The sequence below is a fragment of the Solwaraspora sp. WMMD937 genome, from assembly GCF_029581175.1.
In the GTDB taxonomy this organism is placed as follows: Bacteria; Actinomycetota; Actinomycetes; order Mycobacteriales; family Micromonosporaceae; genus Micromonospora_E.
The window spans coordinates 5,421,556-5,440,985 of sequence record NZ_CP120738.1 but is presented as its reverse complement, the minus strand read 5'-3'; the positions used below and the strand labels follow the sequence as shown (position 1 = coordinate 5,440,985).

10 protein-coding genes and 1 pseudogene are annotated in these 19,430 nt (G+C 71.8%); 5 read left to right on the top strand and 6 right to left on the bottom strand.

Features of this window, described 5'->3' with window-relative positions; translation table 11 throughout:
* Positions 1-4: 4 nt before the first annotated feature.
* The 4 genes and pseudogenes from O7621_RS24005 to O7621_RS23990 all read right to left on the bottom strand — a co-directional run.
* A pseudogene (locus O7621_RS24005) lies at positions 5-1,174 on the bottom strand (pyridoxal-dependent decarboxylase); the annotation flags it as partial.
* 94 nt (positions 1,175-1,268) lie between these two features.
* Entirely contained in the window at positions 1,269-2,453 is a 1,185-nt protein-coding gene (locus tag O7621_RS24000) for a LacI family DNA-binding transcriptional regulator (RefSeq protein ID WP_282231338.1), read from the bottom strand.
* Positions 2,453-5,434: a glycoside hydrolase family 3 protein gene (locus O7621_RS23995; RefSeq protein WP_282231337.1), complete on the bottom strand. Its 2,982-nt coding sequence runs from the start codon at positions 5,432-5,434 to the stop codon at positions 2,453-2,455. The genes O7621_RS24000 and O7621_RS23995 overlap by 1 nt, the downstream gene beginning before the upstream one ends.
* A 351-nt stretch (positions 5,435-5,785) precedes the next feature.
* Positions 5,786-7,006, bottom strand: coding sequence for an ROK family transcriptional regulator (locus tag O7621_RS23990; RefSeq protein ID WP_282231336.1), 1,221 nt, complete (start codon positions 7,004-7,006; stop codon positions 5,786-5,788).
* A 286-nt stretch (positions 7,007-7,292) separates the two neighbouring features.
* Here O7621_RS23990 and O7621_RS23985 point away from each other — a divergent pair, with 286 nt between their 5' ends.
* From O7621_RS23985 to O7621_RS23975, 3 genes are read left to right on the top strand one after another with little or no spacing between them, the layout of a single operon-like run.
* Positions 7,293-8,975, top strand: coding sequence for an extracellular solute-binding protein (locus O7621_RS23985; RefSeq protein WP_282231335.1), 1,683 nt, complete (start codon positions 7,293-7,295; stop codon positions 8,973-8,975).
* A gap of 17 nt (positions 8,976-8,992) precedes the next feature.
* Entirely contained in the window at positions 8,993-10,030 is a 1,038-nt protein-coding gene (locus O7621_RS23980; protein WP_282231334.1) for an ABC transporter permease subunit, read from the top strand.
* Positions 10,027-11,007 carry a carbohydrate ABC transporter permease gene (locus O7621_RS23975; RefSeq protein WP_282231333.1) on the top strand — a complete coding sequence of 327 codons (981 nt, stop codon included), beginning with the start codon at positions 10,027-10,029 and terminating at the stop codon, positions 11,005-11,007. Before O7621_RS23980 ends, O7621_RS23975 begins: the two co-directional genes overlap by 4 nt.
* A 17-nt stretch (positions 11,008-11,024) precedes the next feature.
* On the opposite strand, the gene O7621_RS23970 is transcribed toward O7621_RS23975, so the two are convergent.
* Positions 11,025-13,331: a TIM-barrel domain-containing protein gene (locus O7621_RS23970; protein WP_282231332.1), complete on the bottom strand. Its 2,307-nt coding sequence runs from the start codon at positions 13,329-13,331 to the stop codon at positions 11,025-11,027.
* Between the two features lie 115 nt (positions 13,332-13,446).
* Here O7621_RS23970 and O7621_RS23965 point away from each other — a divergent pair, with 115 nt between their 5' ends.
* Positions 13,447-15,723 (top strand): beta-galactosidase, encoded by a 2,277-nt coding sequence (locus O7621_RS23965; RefSeq protein ID WP_282231331.1) that lies wholly within the window; start codon positions 13,447-13,449, stop codon positions 15,721-15,723.
* A gap of 138 nt (positions 15,724-15,861) precedes the next feature.
* Positions 15,862-18,186: a cellulose binding domain-containing protein gene (locus O7621_RS23960; RefSeq protein ID WP_282231330.1), complete on the top strand. Its 2,325-nt coding sequence runs from the start codon at positions 15,862-15,864 to the stop codon at positions 18,184-18,186.
* Positions 18,187-18,395: 209 nt separating this feature from the next.
* On the opposite strand, the gene O7621_RS23955 is transcribed toward O7621_RS23960, so the two are convergent.
* Positions 18,396-19,403 carry an LLM class flavin-dependent oxidoreductase gene (locus O7621_RS23955; RefSeq protein ID WP_282231329.1) on the bottom strand — a complete coding sequence of 336 codons (1,008 nt, stop codon included), beginning with the start codon at positions 19,401-19,403 and terminating at the stop codon, positions 18,396-18,398.
* Between the last annotated feature and the right edge of the window lie 27 nt (positions 19,404-19,430).

Below are 19,430 nucleotides of genomic sequence, written 5' to 3'. Positions count from 1 at the left end.
CGTCGGCGCGTACCTGGTCGGCGAACCAGGCCGCGTGCGCCACCGCCGAACGGATGTGCGCCCGCAGCCCCTGTGCGCCGTACCAGCGCAGTACGAACCACAACTTCAACGCCCGGAAGCGACGACCGAGCGGCACCTGCCAGTCCCGGTAGTCGATCACCGTGCCCGCGTCGCTGAGCTCGTTGCGCAGGTACTCCGGCATCACCGTCAACGCCTCGACCAGCTCGGCCCGGTCCGCCACCCAGAACGCGTCGCAGTCGAACCCGGTCAGCAGCCACTTGTGCGGGTCGAAGCAGTACGAGTCGGCCCGCTCCAGCCCGGCGTGCGTCCAGCGCAGCTCCGGGCAGACCGCCGCCGCACCGGCGTAGGCGGCGTCCACGTGCAGCCACACCCCGTACTCGGCGCAGATCGCGCCGATCTGCTCGACGGGGTCGATGGCGGTGGTCGAGGTGGTACCCACGGTGGCGATCACGATCGCCGGTCGCCGGCCGGCGGCCAGGTCGGCATCGAGGGCGCGGCGCAACGCGTCCGGCCGCATCGCCAGCGTGACCGGATCGACGTCGATCAACCGTACGCCCTGATCACCGACCCCGGCGATCCGGGCCGCCTTCTCGATCGACGAATGGCCCTCGGTCGAGGTGTAGACGGTGTAGCCGCCAGCGGTGCCCGCCGAGCGCCAGGTGTCGCCGCTGGCCCGGTGCAGCGCCACCAGGGTGGCCACCAGCGTCGCCGACGACGCCGAGTCCTGGATGACGCCGCCACCGGTGGACCCCGACCGGAACCGTAGCGGCAGGTCGAGCAGTTGGGCCAGCCAGTCGAGCAGCACCGTCTCCACCTCGGTGCAGGCCGGACTGGTGGCCCAGAGCATGCCTTGGACGCCGAGGCCGGCGCTGACCAGGTCGCCGAGCACGCTCGGGGCCGAGGTGTTGGCCGGGAAGTAGCCGAAGAAGCCGGGGTGCTGCCAGTGGGTTAGCCCGCCGACGACCACCCGGTCCAGGTCGGGGAGGATCCGGTCGAACGGCTCGCCGTGCTCCGGCGGTGTCACCGGCAGCGCCCGGGCCACCGTACCGGGCGGGCTCGACGGCCGTACCGGATGTTTCTCCAGCGTCTGCCAGTAGTCGGCGATCCAGTCGACCACCGCGTGCCCGGCCCGGCGGAACTCGTCCGCCGACATGTGCCCGCCGGCCGTTGTGTCCGAGCCGGGCGTGGTGCCTGCGCCCGACGTGGTGCCCGGCGCGGATGCGTCGCCTGCCATGCGGTCGAGTTGATCAGGAATCGGTACGGCGGGCAAGCGCCACCATCGTCTCCGGCCCGGTGCCTGCGACGGCGGTGTCTCCGGCCTCGGCGCCCGGCAGCGCGGCGGCAGGGCCAGGGCCGGTGCTGGCCCGGACGGTCAACCGTGGGTCGAGCAGCGTCGCGGCCGGCACCGCGTCGCCCTGGACCTTTCGCATCAGCAGGCTGACCGCCTGCCGGCCGACCTCCTCGGCCGGAATCAGCACCGAGGTCAGCGCCGGACCGGACCGCTCGGCGACCTCGTCCGGGCAGATCGCCACCACCGAGATGTCGTCGGGGACCCGTCGACCCAGGGTCGGCAACGCGGCCAGCACGTGCCCGACCGCCGCCTCGTTGTGCACCACCAGCGCGGTGAGCCCCGGGTGCCGGTGCAGCAGCCCGGCCAGTTCCCGGCGTACCGCGTCGTAGTTCTCCTCGCACGGCTGGGCGACCGCCGTGACGCCGCAGCGGGCCGCCGTCTCGGTGAAGCCGGCCCTGGTCCGGTGAGCGAAGCCGGTCTCCCGTTCGTAGACCACGGCCGGGGCTCCGAGCAGGGCGAGTTGCCGGTGGCCGAGCGTGACGAGATGTTCGACGCAGGCCTCGCCGGCCCGGTAGAAGTCCAGGTCGACGCAGGTCAGACCGGCGGACTCGGCCGGGAAACCGATCAGCACGCTGGGCCGTTCGAGTTCACGCAGCAGGGGTACGCGTGGGTCGTGCATCTCCACGTCCATCACCACGATGCCGTCGACCATGGCGCTGACCGCGATCCGGCGCAGCCCGGCCGGCCCTTCGTCGGCGGTGACCAGCAGCACGTCGTGGTCGAACTGCCGGGCGGTGGTGACCACGCTGGTGGCGAACTGCATCAGTACCGGCAGGTGCATCCCGGAGCGCAGCGGCAGCACCAGCGCGATCACGTTCGCCCGGCGGCTGGCCAGCGCCCGGGCGCCGGCATGCGGGTGGTAGCCGAGGGCGTGGATGCTGGCCAGAACGCGTTCCCGGGTGGTAGCCGAGATCGCCCGCTTGCCGCTGAGCACATAGGAGACCGTGCTGACCGCGACGCCGGCGTGCCGGGCCACGTCGGCGATCGTCACCATGTCGGCCCGCTTCCCGGCCCGGTCCCGCGTCGGGCCGGGCCCGGTGGGGTCCGGCCCGGCGCCGGTCGGCTGTGACGGAGTTGACACTAGGCTCCTCCATCCATGTCCCTGGCCGGACCGTCAGTGGCGGTCCCGGCAAAACTCAGGTAGCTCACCGTAGCGCCTGCCGTACTGAAAAGCAGATACAGGTCTCGGGTTCCGGACAGTCCGTGCAGCTCCGTCCGTACCTCGGCCCAGTCGTCGCGGCCGCCGGTCGCCGGTACCGGAAGCGTACCGGCGACCGGGCCGGCCAGCGGATCGTCCAGCCGCAGGGTGACCGTTGACCCGTCCGCTGTCCGGCCGACGGCACCGGGGCCGGCCCCGGCCCCCTCCAGGGGCGGCCGGTGCGCGACGCGGGCGGTGACGGCGGTGGGTCCGGAGTCGAAGTCGACGTCGGTGAATGCAATCCAGCCGCCGTCCTCCGCCGCGCCCACCGCGTCCCGACCCTCGAGATGGTCGGCCGGTGCTGTGCCGGCGTAGTCGTCGTTGTCAGCGGCCCACAACGGTCCGGCCAGCGGATCGCGGGGCCCGATCCGTTCACCCCGTACGGTCAGGGTGGTGGTCGCCACCAGGTCGGCGCTGGACCGGCCGACCGACACGGTGTGCCGGGCGCTCTCCACCACCGGCCGGTTCCGGGTGACGTCCCAGGTCGCCAGGTCGGCAGCGGCGAGGCGGAACCGGAGCGTGGTCTGCGCCCCCGCCGCGAGGCTGATCTTGCGGAAGGCACGCAGCTGGCGCAGCGGCTGCTTGACCCGGGAGTGCCGCTGGCGGGTGTAGAGCTGCACCACCTCGGTCCCGGCCCGCGCCCCGCTGTTGCGCACCGTGACGCTGACCTCGACCGTGTCGTCGGCACCCACCTCGGTGGCCGACAACCGCAGGTCGCGGTAGTCGAACCAGGTGTAGCTCAAGCCGTGGCCGAACGGGTACAGCGGTTCCCCCCGGAAGTAGAGGTACGTCGCGTCCGAGGCGATCACGTCGTAGTCGAACAGGTCAGGCAGGTCTGCGGTACGCCGGTACCAGGTCTGAGTGAGCCGGCCGCCCGGATCGGCGTCCCCGCAGAGCACCTCGGCCAGCCCGGTGCCGTACTCCTGACCGCCGTGCGCGGACCAGACGATCGCCGGCACGTGCCGGTCGGCCCACTCCACCGCGTACGGGTAGCTGCTGGCCAGCACCAGCACAGTGCGCGGATTCGCGACCCGGACCGCCCGCAGCAGCGCTGCCTGGGCGGCGGGTAGCGCCAGGTCGACCCGGTCCTCGGTCTCCCGTCCGCACACCATCGGATGGTTGCCCAGCACCACCACCGCCACCTCGGCGTCGCGGGCCAGCGCCGCCGCCTCCCGGGCGCCGTCGGTGACCAGTTCGACGGCGAACCTGGTGGCGGTGTGGATGCTGGCGGCCTCGGCCCGCGCCAGCCCGTCCGGGCCGACGGTGACGTAGCGGTCCCGGGCCAGGTGGTGCAGTGCCGTACGGCCGTCGGCGTCGCGGACCAGCCGGAAGGTCTCGTTCACCACCCACCCGCCCGGACCGGACCGGTCGTTCACCAGCACCCCGTCGTCGCCGGCGGCCAGGTACCGGCCGTTGGCGACGCTGCGCAGCGCGACCACCCCGTCGCCCCAGTCGAACACGTCGAAGCAGCACTGCGGTGCTGCCTCCGGCGCGGCGGCGCGTGGCGGTCCGCCCGCCGTGCTGTCGGCGCGCAGCGGTCCACCGGCGGCCCCGCCGTTGGCCTGCAGGTAGGTCGCCGAGGTGCCGAGTCGCAACGCGATCCGGTCCACTCCCTCGTGGTGGGTCACGGTCGCCGCCGGCAGCCGCGCGGTCAGCCCGGCGCGGGCGGTGACCGCGTACGGCATCGATCCGGCGTACCAGTCGGTGTGGAGGGTGTCGGCGAGCGGGCCGACCACCGCGACCCGCCGGATCCGGTCCGGGTCCAGCGGCAGCACCGGGTCGGATCCGGACTCTGCCGGTGCGTTGCGCAGCAGGACCACCGACTCGCGTACCGCGATCCGGGCCAGGTCCTGGTGGGCCGGGCAGTTGATCACATCGGTGCCGGCCGTCGCGAACGGGTTGCATTCGGGTGGATCCAGCTCACCGAGCCGGATCCGGACGGAGAGGATCCGGCGGACCGCGCGGTCGATGTCCGGTTCGGCGAGCAGCCCGCGCGCCACCGCCTCGGTGATCCGCGCGACGGTCGGCAGCGAGTCGGTGTCGTCCTCGGTGAAGCTGTCGATCCCGGCGCGCAGCGCCGCCGCGTAGCCGGTGACGTGGTCCGGGTGGTAGCCCTGGGCGCCGGCGATGTTGGTGGCCGCTCCCGCGTCGCCGACGACCAGGACGTCGTCGTCGGTCCACCGGCGCAGCTGCTCGTCGATCAGCGGGCTAAGGTGCGCCGGCCGGCCGTTGACCAGGTTGTACGCGGCCATCACCGCGACCGCGGCACCGGCGGCGATCGGGGCGCGGAACGCCGGTAGTTCGTACTCGTGCAGCACCCGGGGCGGCAGGTTGCTGCTGGTGGTGGCCCGGTCGGTCTCGTTGTTGTAACCGAGGAAGTGCTTCAGGGTCGGCGCGGTCCGCAGGTAGTAGGGATGGTCGCCGCGCAGCCCGCTGGCGTACCCGGTGGCCAGCACCCCGGTCAGCCACGGGTCCTCGGCGTAGCCCTCCTCGTTGCGGCCCCACCGTGGATCCCGTAGCGGGTTGACCACCGGCGCCCACACGTTCAGTCCGACGCTGACGGGGTCTTTGTGGTGGAACGCGCGTACCTCGTCGCCGACCGCTTCGCCGATCCGCCGCAGCAGGTCCGGGTCCCAGCTGGAACCCAGCCCGATCGCCTGCGGGAACACGGTCGCCGGGCCGAGCCAGGCCACCCCGTGCAGCGCCTCGGTCCCGGTGCGGAAGCCGGGTAGGCCGAGTCGGGGCACCGGGGGCTGATGCTGGTGCAGCAGGGCGATCTTCTCGTCGAGGGTGAGCCGGCGGAGCAGGTCGGTGACCCGGGCGGCCACGGGTTGGTCGGGGTCGCGGAACGTGCTGTCGCTCATAACGTGGATCGCCTTCCGGGATCGGCAAGGGCACCCGTGTGGGTCGCTGCGGCGGTGCGGGGCACCGCCGCGGTCACCGGATCACGGGCAGGCGTCGGTACGCGGTGGAGGTTGGCCGCCAGCCCGGGAAGCGCTGGCTCGAAGCGCTTCGACGACCGTCCCAAAAACGCTCCACTGTCGACACGATTTCAGCCGTGTTAACCGTGGAGCCCTTTGAGGTTGACATCCATCAGTACGGACGGTCAAGGGGCTACCCGCCACAAATTGATGTCAGCCGCCGCCGGCCCCCGGCCGCCGCCCCGGGCCACCGCAGTGGGCCGCTGGTCAGCCGGGCGGCGGCCGCCGGTGCGGTCAGTCGGTCGGCCGGGCCGGCATCCGGCCGTTGTCGATCGCGGCGATCGCCCGGGCCGCGCCGCCGATCGCCGCCGCGCCGCCGGCCAGATCGGAGGCTGCCAGCTCGGTGCCACCGGCCGCCGGAGCCACCGTACGGTCGGCGAGCTGCTGCCGGGCCGCCGGCAGCAGCCACTGGGCGAGCGGAACGTAGTAGCCGCCGAGCAGCACCACCTCGGGGTTGATCAGGTTGGCCAGGATGGACACTCCGGTGCCCAGGTGGCGGCCGACCTCGTCGAGCGCGTCGAGCGTCGCCGGATCCCCGGCGCGCGCCGCCGCCCGTACCCGGTCGATCTCCGGCGCGAAGTCGGTGACCGGCCCGTCGGTCTCGGCGTCCGGCAGCACCCGGCGGATCAGCGCCGGTACGGCGGCCAACGCCTCCAGGCAGCCGTTCGCACCGCAGCGGCACGGCGGACCCTGGGGATCCAGCTGGATGTGCCCGATCTCGCCGGTGAACCCCCGCGCGCCGTGCAGCAGCCGCCCGTCCACCACCAGCCCCGCGCCGATGCCGGCACCGCCGGTCAGGTGCACCAGGTTCGCGGTGCCGGCGTACGGCCCGTGCCGGTGCTCGGCGAGCGCGGCCAGCTGGGCGTCGTTGTCCACCACGACCTCGTACGCCGGTCCGCGCAGCGCCCGGACCAGATCGGCGTGCAGGTCGACGTCGCGCCAGCCCAGTTCGGGGGAGAGGCTGACCCGGCCCTGCTGGTCGACCAGGCCGGGTACTCCGACGGTGAGCCCGAGCACCTGCCGCCCCTGCCGGGTCACCCGGTTCACCGCCCGGCCGGCCAGTGCGGCCACCGTGCTGGCCGCCTTGCCCGGGGTGGCAGCCAGCCCGGTGAAGGCGCGTCGCCAGGACAACAGCTCACCGCCGGCCAGGTCGAGCGCGACCGCGGTCAGGTGGTCGGCGCTGATCTCGATGCCGATCGCGGCGTACGCGTCGCCGTCGACGACCAGCATGGTGGCCGGGCGTCCGATGCGGTGTTCGGTGAGGCCGATCTCCCGGACCAGGCGGCGGTCGATCAGATCGGCGACCAGGCTGGAGACGGTGGCCTTGTTGAGCCCGGTGGCACCGGCGATGTCCGCCCGGGAGCAGGGCGCGTTGGCCCGGACGTAGCGCAGCACGACCGCGAGGTTGGTGGCGCGTACGTCGGTCAGGTCCGCTGGCTGCGGGCCGCTCCGCATGGTGATCACGTTACGCCCCGGGTCCCGGCCGGGTGGCTCGGGCCGGATGCCCGGCGGGCCGGCGTGTCGCGGCGGTCACCGCGGGGTGGGCCGCCACCGGCGGTTCGCGTCATGTCGGCCTCCCTTGTGGCACCTGCCTTGTGGCACCTGTCACCGTCGGCTACTTTGTTTAGTCAGCAGACGAACTAACTCTAGCGTGCAAACTGTACCCCCACACCCCCATTTCGAGCTGGTTCGTCCCACCGTCGCCGGGATGCCTGGCTCGCCGATACGAAGGGAGCGCGCCGTGGATCGATCCCTCGCGGGCGCGGCCACCAACCGACGTCGATTCCTGGGCCTGGTCGGCCTGGGTGCCACCGCAATGGCCGGTGGCGGTCTTCTCTCCGGCTGCAGCCGGCCGGCCGGCACCCAGGGCACGGCGACCGACGTCGACGCGGTCAGCGCGGTTCTGCCCAGATACCAGCCGGTCGAGCTGATCACCCCGGACATCGCCGGGGTACGCCCGATCGCCGACGGCTACCTGACGTACCCGACCGACCTGGTCCGGGCGGTCACCGAGACGCCCGGCAGCAGCGGTGAACCGCTCACCGCGATGACTCCCTGGTGGGGGCCGACCCCGCCCGGCATCGACCGCAACGCCTACCTGCAGGCGGTCAACGAGCGGCTCGGCGTGCCGATCGACTTCAGCGTCCAGGACGGCAACACCTACGCCGACAAGCTGAGCGCCATTCTCGGTGCCCGCGACGTGCCGGACCTGCTCTGCGCCCCGAACTGGGAGATCGACAAGATCCCGCGGTTCTCCGACGCGGTCTCGGCGCTGTTCGAGGACCTGACCGACCACCTGGCCGGTGACGCCGCGCTGGCCTACCCGCACCTGGCCAGCTTCCCGACCGGGGCCTGGCAGTACGCGGTCTGGGGCGGCCGGCTGGCCGCCGTCCCGTGGCCGACCGACGGCCCGTTCCCGTACGCGCTGTTCTACCGCAAGGACCTCACCGACGCCGCCGGCGTGCAGGCCCCGAAGAACATCGAGGAGCTGCACGAGTTCGGCAAGGCGATGACCGATCCGGCCAACGGCGTCTGGGCCTTCGGCTCGATCTTCAACATGGTGCAGATGTTCTACGGTGTGCCCGGCTCACAGGGCGGCTGGCGGCGCACCGACGGCGGCGGCCTGGAGTTCAAGTACGAGACCGAGGAGTACCGCGAGGCCCTGGAGTTCACCGCCAGACTGTTCGCCGAAGGGCTGGTGCATCCGGACATCGTGGAGAGCAAGGGCGCCGCCGACGCCAAGCAGCTGTTCAACAGCGGCAAGATGGTCTGCTACGAGGACGGCGTCGGCGCTTGGCGCGGCATGTACTCGGAGCAGCGGCAGATCACCCCGACGTTCGACATGCGGCCGGTGCCGATCTTCTCCGCCGACGGGCAGAGCGCCCCGGTCGCCTGGGGTGAGGAAAAGCCGGTCTTCTACACCTTCATCAAGAAAGGGCTGGGCAAGGAGCGCGTCGAGGAGATCCTGCGAGTGCTCAACTGGTGCGCCGCGCCGTTCGGCACCGAGGAGTACCACCTGCGCCAGTACGGGGTCGCCGACCAGCACCACACGGTCAGCGCCGACGGTAGTCCGGAGCTGACCGAGCTGGGCCGGCAGGAGATCGCCGACCAGTACACCTTCATCGTCGGGCGTTACCCGACCATCGTGCAGACCGCCGACGTCCCCGGCTTCGTCGAGGCCCTGCTGGACTACTCCAACGAGACGGTGAAGTACCTGGAGCCGAACCCATGGGCCGGGATCAAGTTCGAGCTGCCGGCCAACCTGTCGCGGGTGCTGCAGCCGACCGAGGACAAGATCCTCGACGTGCTGCGTGGTCGCCGACCGACCAGCGACCTGGACCAGATCATCGACGAGTGGCGCAGCGGCGGCGGTGACGAGGGCCGCGACTTCTTCCGCAAGGCGCTCGAAGACAACGATCGATGACCTCGGTCGAGACGTCCGTGACCGCCGGATCCGGCGACGACCGGAGCCGGCGGTCGCCGGACCAGCCCACCCCGGACGGCAACCGCCGGTCAGGCCGTACCCCGGATGGTCGGCGCACCCGCCGACGGACCGTGCCGGTGCGGGCCCGGCTGCGCCGGGACTGGCCGCTGCTGGTGATGGCCGCGCCGGCCGCCCTGCTGCTGCTCGTCTTCCACTACCTGCCCACCCTGGGCAACGTGATCGCCTTCCAGGACTACAACCCCTGGGTCGGCGACAACGCGTTCGAGGCGTTCGTCTACAGCGAATGGATCGGGTTCGGCAACTTCGAGACCCTGTTCCGTGACCCGGCGTTCTGGGACGCGGTGGTCAACACCCTGACCATCACCGCGTTCCAGCTGGTCTTCTTCTTCCCGCTGCCGATCCTGCTGGCGATCCTGCTGCACAGCATCCTGTCGACCCGGGTGCGCGGGTTCATCCAGAGCGTCGTCTACCTGCCGCACTTCTTCAGCTGGGTGCTGGTGGTCACCTTCTTCATGCAGATGCTCGGCGGGGCCGGCCTGCTCGCCCAGCGGATGCGCGACGCCGGGCTCGACCCGCTCAACGTGATGGGCAACCCGGACACGTTCATCGTGCTGGTCACCGCCGAGGCCGTGTGGAAGGACGTCGGCTGGGGGGCGATCATCTTCCTGGCCGCGCTCAGCGCCATCGACCAGAACCTCTACGAGGCGGCGGCGGCCGACGGTGCGGGGCGCTGGCGGCGGCTGTGGCACATCACCCTGCCCGGGCTGCGTCCGGTCATCATCCTGCTGCTGATCCTGCGGCTCGGTGACGCGCTCACCGTCGGTTTCGAACAGTTCATCCTGCAGCGTGAGGCGGTCGGCCGGCAGGCCGCCGAAGTGCTCGACACCTACGTCTACTACCAGGCGATCATCCCGCAGCAGTGGGGGATGGGTGCCGCCGCCGGCCTGTTCAAGGGCGTCATCGGGCTGGTGCTGATCATCGCCGCGAACAAGTTCGCCCACCGCCTCGGCGAGCAGGGAGTGTATTCCAGGTGAGCATCGCGCGTACGCTGGCCGCCGGGCGCCGACCCCGGCTCGACCCGGTGAACCAGCCGCCCCGACGGCGGCGCCCCGGCGTCGGCCGGCCGGTCTGGGAGGAGCCGCCGAGCCCGGTCGGCCAGGGCGTCAAAGGGCTCGTCCTCACCACGATGGTGCTGGCCGTGATCTTCCCGATGTGGTCGGTCCTGGTGACCAGCCTCGCGTCGCGGGAGACCATCAACGCCACCGGCGGCATGGTGGTGATCCCCCGGGAGATCGACCTGTCGGCGTACGTGAACATCTTCTCCGGCGGTCAGATCAGCCGGGCGGTGTGGGTCAGCACCCTGGTCACCGTCGTCGGCACGACGTTCAGCCTGGTGCTGACGGTGCTGGCGGCGTACGGGCTGTCCCGCAAGGACTCGGTCGCGCACCGTCCGTTGCTGTTCCTGTTCCTGCTCACCTTCCTGATCTATCCCGGCATGGTGCCGAGCTACCTGGTGGTGACCGGGCTGGGCCTGAAGAACAGCCTGTGGGCGTTGATCCTGCCGACCGCGATCAGCGTGTTCAACCTGGTGGTGATCCGGGCGTTCTTCATGAACGTGCCGGCCGAGCTGATCGACGCGGCCCGCATCGACGGCGCCGGGGAGTTCCGGATCCTGTGGCGGATCATGTTGCCGCTGTCGCGGGCGGTGATCGCCGTCGTCGGCCTGTTCTACGCCGTCGGCTACTGGAACGCGTACTTCAACGCGGTGCTCTACATCGACGACAACGACAAGTGGCCGATCCAGCGGGTGCTGCAGAGCTACATCCTGGCCGGCCAGTCGCCGTCGGTCACCGGCGCGCCGGTGAACATCCCCGGGGTCACCGCGTACCCGCCGACCCTGGCGGTCAAGATGGCGGTGGTGGTGATCACCGTCCTGCCGGCGGTGGTGATCTTCCCGTTCGTGCAGCGGCACTTCACCAAGGGCGTCATCACCGGCGCGATCAAGGGTTGACCGGCCGGCACCGCTGGTCAGAGCGGTACGCCGTCGAGCAGCACGGTGGTCGGTGGCTCGGTGCCGGTCACCGCGACGACCTCGACCCGGCGGACCGGCAGCGGCCCGTCGACGTCGACCCGCAACGTGCCGCCGTCGCGTACCGCCCGGACCGTGGTGTCGCCGTCGACGTCGCAGACCAACGTCTCGGCGCTGACGCCGCCCCAGCTGACCAGGGTGACGTCGGTGAACGGGCCGTCGCCGACGGTGTCCCGGGGCGCCGACGTCGGGATCAGCGCGCCGTGCCGGACGAACAACGGGATCCGCTCCAGCGGAGTCTCGACCAGCAGGTGGCGTCCGCCGGTGTGGGTCCGGCCGGTCCAGTGGTCGACCCAGTCACCGGCCGGCAGGTAGACGTGCCGCCGCCCGTCCGGACTGATCATCGGCGCGACCAGCAGGTCGGTGCCGAGCCGGTACTCCAGCTCGGCACCCCAGGCGGCCGGATCGTCCGGCGCGTCGACCAGCAGCGCCCGCATCATCGGGGCACCGGTGCGGGCGGCCGTGACCGCCGCCGAGTAGAGGTAGGGCATCAACCGGTAGCGCAGCCGGATCGCCTCGACCGCGTCCCGAGCGGCGTCGTCGGGAAAGTCCCACGGCAGCCGGCTGGTGGTGCCGTGGAAGCGCACCAGCGGCGAGAACGCCCCGAACTGCGCCCACCGCACGTACAGGTCGGGGGTCGGGGTGCCGTGGAAGCCGCCGGCGTCGTGGCTCCAGAACGGTACGCCGGACAGGCCGTGCGACAGCCCGCCGCGCAGCGTACTGGCCATCCCCGGGTACGTGGCGTTGACGTCGCCGCTCCACTGGGCCGGATGCCGCTGCCCGCCGAGGAACGACGACCGGGCCCACACCATGCCGTGCCCGGCGACCTCCCGGGTGACCGTCGCGACCGCGTCGTTGAACAGCAACGTGTAGACGTTGTGCAGCTCGACGCCGGTCATCCCGTTGTGTGCCACCGCGTCGGCCGGCACCCCTTCGGCGAAGTCGGTCTTGAACACCATCGCGCCCTGCCGCAGCAGGTCGCGCAGCAGACCGGTGAACCACTCGGTGGCCGCCGAGTTGGTGAAGTCGACGATCCCGCAGACCGGGTAGGAGCCGTGCCAGACGTCGGCGATGTAGGTGGAGCCGTCCGGGCGGCGCAGGAAGTAGCCGGCCGCGTCGGCCTGCGCGAAGACCGGGCTGCCGGTCATGATGTACGGGTTCATCCAGAGGCTCACCTTGAACCCCTGCTCGGCGAGGGTGGCCAGCATGCCGGCCGGGTCGGGGAAGTTGGTGGTGTCCCAGGCCAGGTCGGACCAGGCACCGTCGGCCTGCCAGTAGCAGTCCAGGTGCAGCACGTCGCACGGGATGCCGTCGGCGCGGATCCGCCGGGCCCGGTCCAGGACCTTCTCCTGACTGTCCACGAAGAAGCCGGAGGAGATCCAGGTACCGAACGCCCACTTCGGGGGCAGCACCGGTCGGCCGGTCAACCGGTCGTAGCGGTCCAGGATCTCGGCGGGGGTGGGGCCGGCGATCACGTAGTAGTCGATCAGGTCGTCCGGCACCAGGATCTGTACGCAGCTGTGCGTGGAGGAGCAGATGTCGAACTCCACCGGCATGCCGCTGTCGACCAGCACCCCGTAGCCACGGTCGGACAGGTACAGCGGGATGTTCTTGTGCGACCGGTCCGACTCGCTGCCGAAGGCGTCGAAGTTCCACATCAGTGCCCGCTGGCCGCGCTTGTCCAGCCGGGTGAACTTCTCGCCGAGCCCGACGAAGCGTTCGTCGCCGGGCGCGTCGAAGCTCTCGTGGTACGCGGCGATCGACCCGTCGACCAGGGACCGGCCGAACGGCAGGGTGCGCAGCCGGCCGCTGATGTCACGCTCGCCCCGGTTCTGGTTGAGCAGCACCCGACCCTGCTGGTCGAGGAAGCGCAGATGCCACGGGTCGAGCCGCACCTCGGCGACGACCGTTCCGGCGTCGACGCGTACCGTGTCGCCGGCCACGGTGACCGTAGCCGGGTGCGGGCGTGGATCGACCAGCGGCAGCGCCCGGGCCGACCGGCTGCGGGCGTCGGGTGTCGCACTCAGCCGGACCCGGATCACCCCCTCCCCGGCGGCGCTGACCGCGACCGTCAACGTCGCACCGTCGGCGGTGCTGCCCTTGCCGGTGATCCCGGCCGCATCGGTGCCCAGCAACTCGGCGCGGACCAGCGCGGACAGGCCCTCCTCGCCGGGCGCGCGGACCGGCAGGTCGGGCGGGTCGGCCACGAATGTCTCATGGGGGACCAGGGGCGGACGGTACGGCATGGGCTCTCCTCGTCGGTCCGGGGCTCGACGCTCCCTGGTGGAACCAGCGGCCTGGGGGCGACTAAATTAGTTTCTTTGGTCATCCAACAAACTGTCAACGTCGGAGGGAGCGCCGATGCGCTGGCCGAGAGGACTCGACGGGCTCTGCTACGGCGGGGACTACAACCCCGAGCAGTGGCCGGAGACGACCTGGGTCGAGGACGTCGAGCTGATGCGTCGCGCCCGGGTCAACCTGGTCACCGTCGGGGTGTTCGCCTGGTCCCGGCTGGAACCGCACCCCGGCGAGTACACCGTCGACTGGCTCGACCGGGCACTCGACCTGCTGCACCAGGGCGGGATCCGGGTCGTCCTGGCCACCCCGACCGCCTCGCCGCCGCCGTGGTTCTCCCTCGCCCACCCCGACGCGCTGCCAATCACCGCCGACGGGGTACGGCTGCGGCACGGCAGCCGGGACACCTACTGCGCGGCCGCCCCCGCGTACCGCGTCGCGGCCCGGCGCATCGCCGAGATGCTCGCCGAACGCTACCGCGACCACCCGGCGCTGGCGATGTGGCACGTGCACAACGAGTACGGCACGGTCTGCCACTGCCCGCACGCGGCCGACGCGTTCCGGCGGTGGCTGCGGCAGCGCTACGGTGACCTGGACCGGCTCAACGAGGCGTGGACCGGTGCTTTCTGGAGTCAGTGCTACTCCGACTGGACGCAGGTCGACCCGCCGCGCGCCACCCAGTACCTGACCAACCCGACGCAGGTGCTGGACTTCCGCCGGTTCTGGTCCGACGAACTGCTCGCCGCCTATCGCGACCAGCGCGACGTGCTCCGCGAACACACGCCGGACATGCCGGTCACCACCAACTATGTGTTCGGCGACTGGGTTCCGGTGGACCACGCCCGGTGGGCGCGGGAGGTCGACCTGGTCGCCGTCGACCACTATCCGACCGAGACCGACGGCCGGGCCGAGGAACAGACCGCGCTCGCCGCCGACCTCGCCCGGTCCTGGTCACGCCCGGTCACCGGGGACGGATCGCCGCCATCGGCCGGTCGGCACCGGCCCTGGCTGCTGATGGAGAGCGCGCCCAACCTGATCTACCGGTACGCCGAGGGTACCGCCTACGCCAAGGAGCCTGGCCGGATGCTGCGGCACAGCGTGGCCCACGTCGCGCGCGGCTCCCGGGGCGCGATGTTCTTCCAATGGCGGGCGCCGCGCGGCGGTGCCGAGGCGTTCCACTCGGCGATGGTGCCGCACGCCGGTGCCGACTCCCGGACCTTCCGGTCGGCGGTACAGCTCGGCGAGGCGCTGCGGCTGCTCGCCGCGACCGACACCGCCACGGTGGCGGCCCGTGCCGCGATCGGCTGGGACGCCGCCAGCGGGTGGGCGCTGCAGCATCCCGGGCTGCCGTCCGGGCACATCTCGTACGCCGACGAGGTGGCCGCCGCGCACCGGGCGCTGTGGCGGTGCGGGATCACCACCGACTTCGTCTGCCCGGCGGCCGGGCCGCTGGAGCTGAGCGGCTACCGGATGCTGGTGCTGCCCGCGCTGTACCTGATGGACGACGCCGTCGCGGACGCCCTCGGCGACTGGGTGCGCGCCGGCGGTCATCTGGTGGTCAGCTACCTGTCCGGGGTCGCCGACTCCGACGCCCGGGTCCGACTGGGCGGATATCCGGGCGCCCTGCGTGAACTGCTCGGCGTCCGCAGCGAGGAGTTCCTGCCGCTCGGTCCGGACGGCACGGTGCGGCTGTCCGGCGGGCGTACCGGCCGGCTGTGGCGGGAACGCTTCGAGGCCGGCGCCGCCGAGCCGGTACTCAGCTACGTCGACGGCGTGCTGGCCGGCCAACCGGCGGTGACCCGCCGGCCGGTCGGTGCCGGGGCCGCCTGGTACCTGTCCACCAGGCTGGACGACGACGGCTACCGGGAACTGCTGGCGGCAGTCGCCGCGGAGGCCGGGGTGGCACCGGTGCTGCCCGCCGCGCCCGCCGGGGTGGAGGCGGTACGCCGGGTGGACGGCACCACCCGGTGGCTGTTCCTGTTCAACCATGGCCGGGAGGAGGCGGTGGTGGCGGCCACCGGTGAGGTGCTGGTCTCCGGTGGCGTCCTGCCGTCCGGGGAGATCATGGTGGCCAGCGACGTTCTGCCCGCCGGTGAGGTCCTGCTGGCGGTCGGTGCCGGCTCGGCTGATTCCGGCCGGTCGACCGGCCGATGGTCGGTCAGCTCGGCCGGTGTCACCGGCACACCGGGTCGCGGCCGGGGCGCTCGTCGGGTCCGGGTGCCAGCGGGCGGGCTGCTGGTGCTGCGGGAGCCGGACCAACCGGTGGGTGACCGCCTCCGCCGACACGGACCCCGCCGGGCTCCGATGGACATCGACATTGATCGAGGAAAGCGATTGCCCTAGCATTGGCCTGCACGGGAGCCGACCGACGACCGCCGCACCGCGGTCGACCGATCCAGCGCAGCGCCACCGGGCGCACGCCCCGGCCGGGCAGCCGGGCGTCCGTCCGTTGCCGCCCGCCCTCTGCTCCCGGAGACTCCCATGCGCAATGTCCCTCCCAACAGTTCCCGGTCCCAGCCCGGGACTCCCCGCCGAGCCCTGCTCGCCGTCGCGACCGCGGTGGCCACCGCGGCCGGTGCCGGTGTGGCCACCACGATCCTCGCGTCGCCGGCCGCCGCAGCCGCTGGCTGCGCGGTCGACTACCGCGTCACCAGCCAATGGCCCGGTGGCTTCGGCGCCAGCGTGTCCGTGACCAACCTCGGTGACCCCGTCACCTCCTGGCAGCTGACCTGGTCGTTCGGCGCCGGGCAGACGATCACCCAGGCGTGGAACGCGGCGGTGACGCAGAACGGTGCCCAGGTCACCGCGGACAACGTCGGCTACAACGGGAACCTGGCCACCAACGCCAGCACCGAGTTCGGCTTCAACGGATCCTGGAACAACAGCAGCAATCCGGTGCCGACGACCTTCGCGCTCAACGGAACCACCTGCACCGGCGGCGTCGCGCCGACCACCGCACCCCCGCCGACAACGGCACCACCGACCACGGCACCACCGACGACCGCCCCACCGACCACGGCGCCACCGCCCACCACCCCGCCGCCGACGCCGGGGCCCGGCGCCAAGCAGATGGAAGACCTCGACCGAGGGCTGATCAGCGTCCGTTCCGGATCCGGCAACCTGGTCTCCTGGCGGCTGCTCGGCACCGAGGCCGCCGGCACCGGGTTCCACGTCTACCGTGGCTCCACCCGGATCACCTCGTCGCCGGTCACCGCGTCGACCAACTACTACGACGCGGGTGCCGCGTCCAACGCCAGCTACACCGTCCGGGCGGTGGTCGGTGGCGTCGAGCAGCCCGCGTCGCCGGCGTCGTTGACCTTCGCCAACGGCTACCTGGACGTGCCGCTGCAGGTGCCGCCAGGCGGCACCACCCCGTCCGGGGAGAGCTACAGCTACTCGGCGAACGACGCCAGCGTCGGCGACCTCGACGGTGACGGACAGTACGAGATCGTCCTGAAGTGGGACCCGTCCAACGCCAAGGACAACGCGCACTCCGGCTACACCGGCAACGTCTACGTCGACGCGTACCGGCTCGACGGGACCCGGCTGTGGCGCCTCGACCTGGGGCGCAACATCCGGGCCGGCGCCCACTACACCCAGTTCCAGGTGTACGACTACGACGGCGACGGCCGGGCCGAGGTGGCGATGAAGACCGCCGACGGCAGCCGGGACGGCCGGGGCACGGTGATCGGCAACTCCGGTGCCGACTACCGCAACTCGTCCGGCTACGTGCTGTCCGGCCCGGAGTTCCTGACCATGTTCGACGGTCTGACCGGCGCCGCCCTGTCCACCGTCAACTACGTGCCGGCCCGGGGCAACGTGTCGTCCTGGGGCGACTCGTACGGCAACCGGGTGGACCGGTTCCTCGCCGGCACCGCCTACCTGGACGGCCAGCGGCCGTCGTTGATCATGTCACGCGGCTACTACACCCGTACCGTCATCGCCGCCTGGGACTTCCGCAACGGCAACCTCACCCAGCGGTGGGTCTTCGACTCCAACTCGTCGGGTAACGGCAGCTACGCCGGGCAGGGCAACCACTCGCTGTCCATCGCCGACGTCGACCGCGACGGCCGCGACGAGATCGTCTTCGGCGGTGCCACCATCGACGACAACGGTCGCGGGCTGTGGAACACCAGCCTGAACCACGGCGACGCCGGCCACGTCGGTGACCTCGACCCGGGGCGGTCCGGGCTGGAGTACTTCAAGGTCCAGGAGGACGGCTCGAAGCCGTCGTCGGCGCTGATCGACGCCCGTACCGGGCAGATCATCTGGCAGACCCCGACCGGCGGGGACAACGGCCGGGGCGTATCGGCGGACATCTGGGCTGGCAGCGCCGGAGCCGAGTCCTGGTCGTCGGCCGTTTCCGAGCTGCGCTCGCCGACCGGCGGCAACGTCGGACGCAAGCCGTCGTCGGCCAACTTCCTCAGCTGGTGGGACGGCGACCCGGTCCGGGAGTTGCTCGACCAGACCCGGATCGACAAGTACGGCACCTCCGGCGACACCCGGCTGTTGACCGGCTCCGGGGTGGCATCGAACAACGGCACCAAGGCGACCCCCGCTTTGTCGGCCGACCTGTTCGGCGACTGGCGGGAGGAGGTCATCTGGCGGACCAGCGATTCCCGCGCGTTGCGGATCTACGCCACACCGCACACCACTGATCGACGGATCCACACCCTGATGCACGACCCGCAGTACCGGGTGGCGGTCGCCTGGCAGAACACCGCCTACAACCAGCCGCCACACCCGTCGTTCTTCATTGGCGCCAACATGCCGGCACCACCGACGCCGAACGTCTACTTGCGGTGAATGTTTACCTTCTAGTGCATCCGGCGGCCGACTGAGTGAGTCGGCGGCCGTAGACGCGCCGACGGGGGACCGGAACCCGGTCCCCCGTCGGCGGACGCGACGACATCCACCCCACGCGTGATCTCGTGCGTCGAACCATCACCTGCCAAAGACGATAGCCAGCGGACCGTCGCGCGGCGGTGACCAGCTGATGAAGCTCCTGTTTCCGGCTATTGATCGCCGTCCGTGGGGTGACCCGGGTCACCGGCCACCAGCTCGAACGAGCGCACCCGGTCGGCGACGTCGTACACCATCGTGGTCAACATCAGCTCGTCGGCACCGGTGCGCTCGCGCAACTCGCGCAGCGCCCGCCGGACCGTGTCGGGGGAGCCGACCGCCTGCTCCTCGTTGCGTTGGCGGATGAACTGCAGCTCGAGATCCGTGTACGGATAGGCGGCCGCTTCCTCCGGGCTGACCAGTGCCTCCGGCCGCCCGGCGCGCAGCCGCAGAAACGCCAGGGCGGCCGGGCCGGACAGCCACTCGGCCCGCTCGTCCGACTCGGCGCAGACGACGTTGACCGCGACCATCGCGTACGGCCGGTCCAACCACGCCGACGGGCGGAAATGCTGCCGGTACAGCGCGAGCGCCGGCAGTGTGTTGGCCGCACTGAAATGGTGGGCGAAGGAGAACGGCAGGCCCAGGGTGCCGGCGAGTTGGGCGCTGAATCCGCTGGAACCGAGCAGCCAGATCGCCGGTGACTGCCCGGCGTGCGGGGTCGCGGCGATCGGTCCGGCGTCGCCGCGCAGATAGCCGATCAGGGTCGCCAGCTCCTGCGGGAACGTCTCGGCACCCAGCCCGGCCATGGTGCGCCGCAGCGCCAGCGCGGTGGCCTGGTCGGTGCCCGGGGCCCGGCCGATGCCGAGGTCGACCCGGCCCGGGTGCAGCGCCTCCAACGTGCCGAACTGCTCGGCGACCACCAGCGGCGGATGGTTGGGCAGCATCACCCCGCCGGAACCGACCCGGATCGTCGAGGTGGCCGCGGCCAGGTGGGCGAGCAGCACCGCCGGTGCCGAGCTGGCGATGGCGGGCATGTTGTGGTGTTCGGCCACCCACAACCGGTGGTAGCCGAGCTGCTCGACCCGGCGGGCCAGCTCCGTGGTGTGCCGCAGTGCTTCGCTGGCGGATCTGCCGGCGGCGACCGGGGCAAGGTCGAGGACGGAGAGCGGAACGTCGATCACAACCGTGCCCAACCCGGGGACCCCCCC

Bases quoted from the DNA above. Each gene is read 5' to 3' on its own strand.
- O7621_RS23965 (WP_282231331.1), top strand. From the start codon at position 13,447: ATGCGCTGGCCGAGAGGACTCGACGGGCTCTGCTACGGCGGGGACTAC.
- O7621_RS23970 (WP_282231332.1), bottom strand. From the start codon at position 13,331: ATGCCGTACCGTCCGCCCCTGGTCCCCCATGAGACATTCGTGGCCGAC.
- O7621_RS23995 (WP_282231337.1), bottom strand. From the start codon at position 5,434: ATGAGCGACAGCACGTTCCGCGACCCCGACCAACCCGTGGCCGCCCGG.
- O7621_RS23990 (WP_282231336.1), bottom strand. From the start codon at position 7,006: ATGCGGAGCGGCCCGCAGCCAGCGGACCTGACCGACGTACGCGCCACC.
- O7621_RS23960 (WP_282231330.1), top strand. From the start codon at position 15,862: ATGCGCAATGTCCCTCCCAACAGTTCCCGGTCCCAGCCCGGGACTCCC.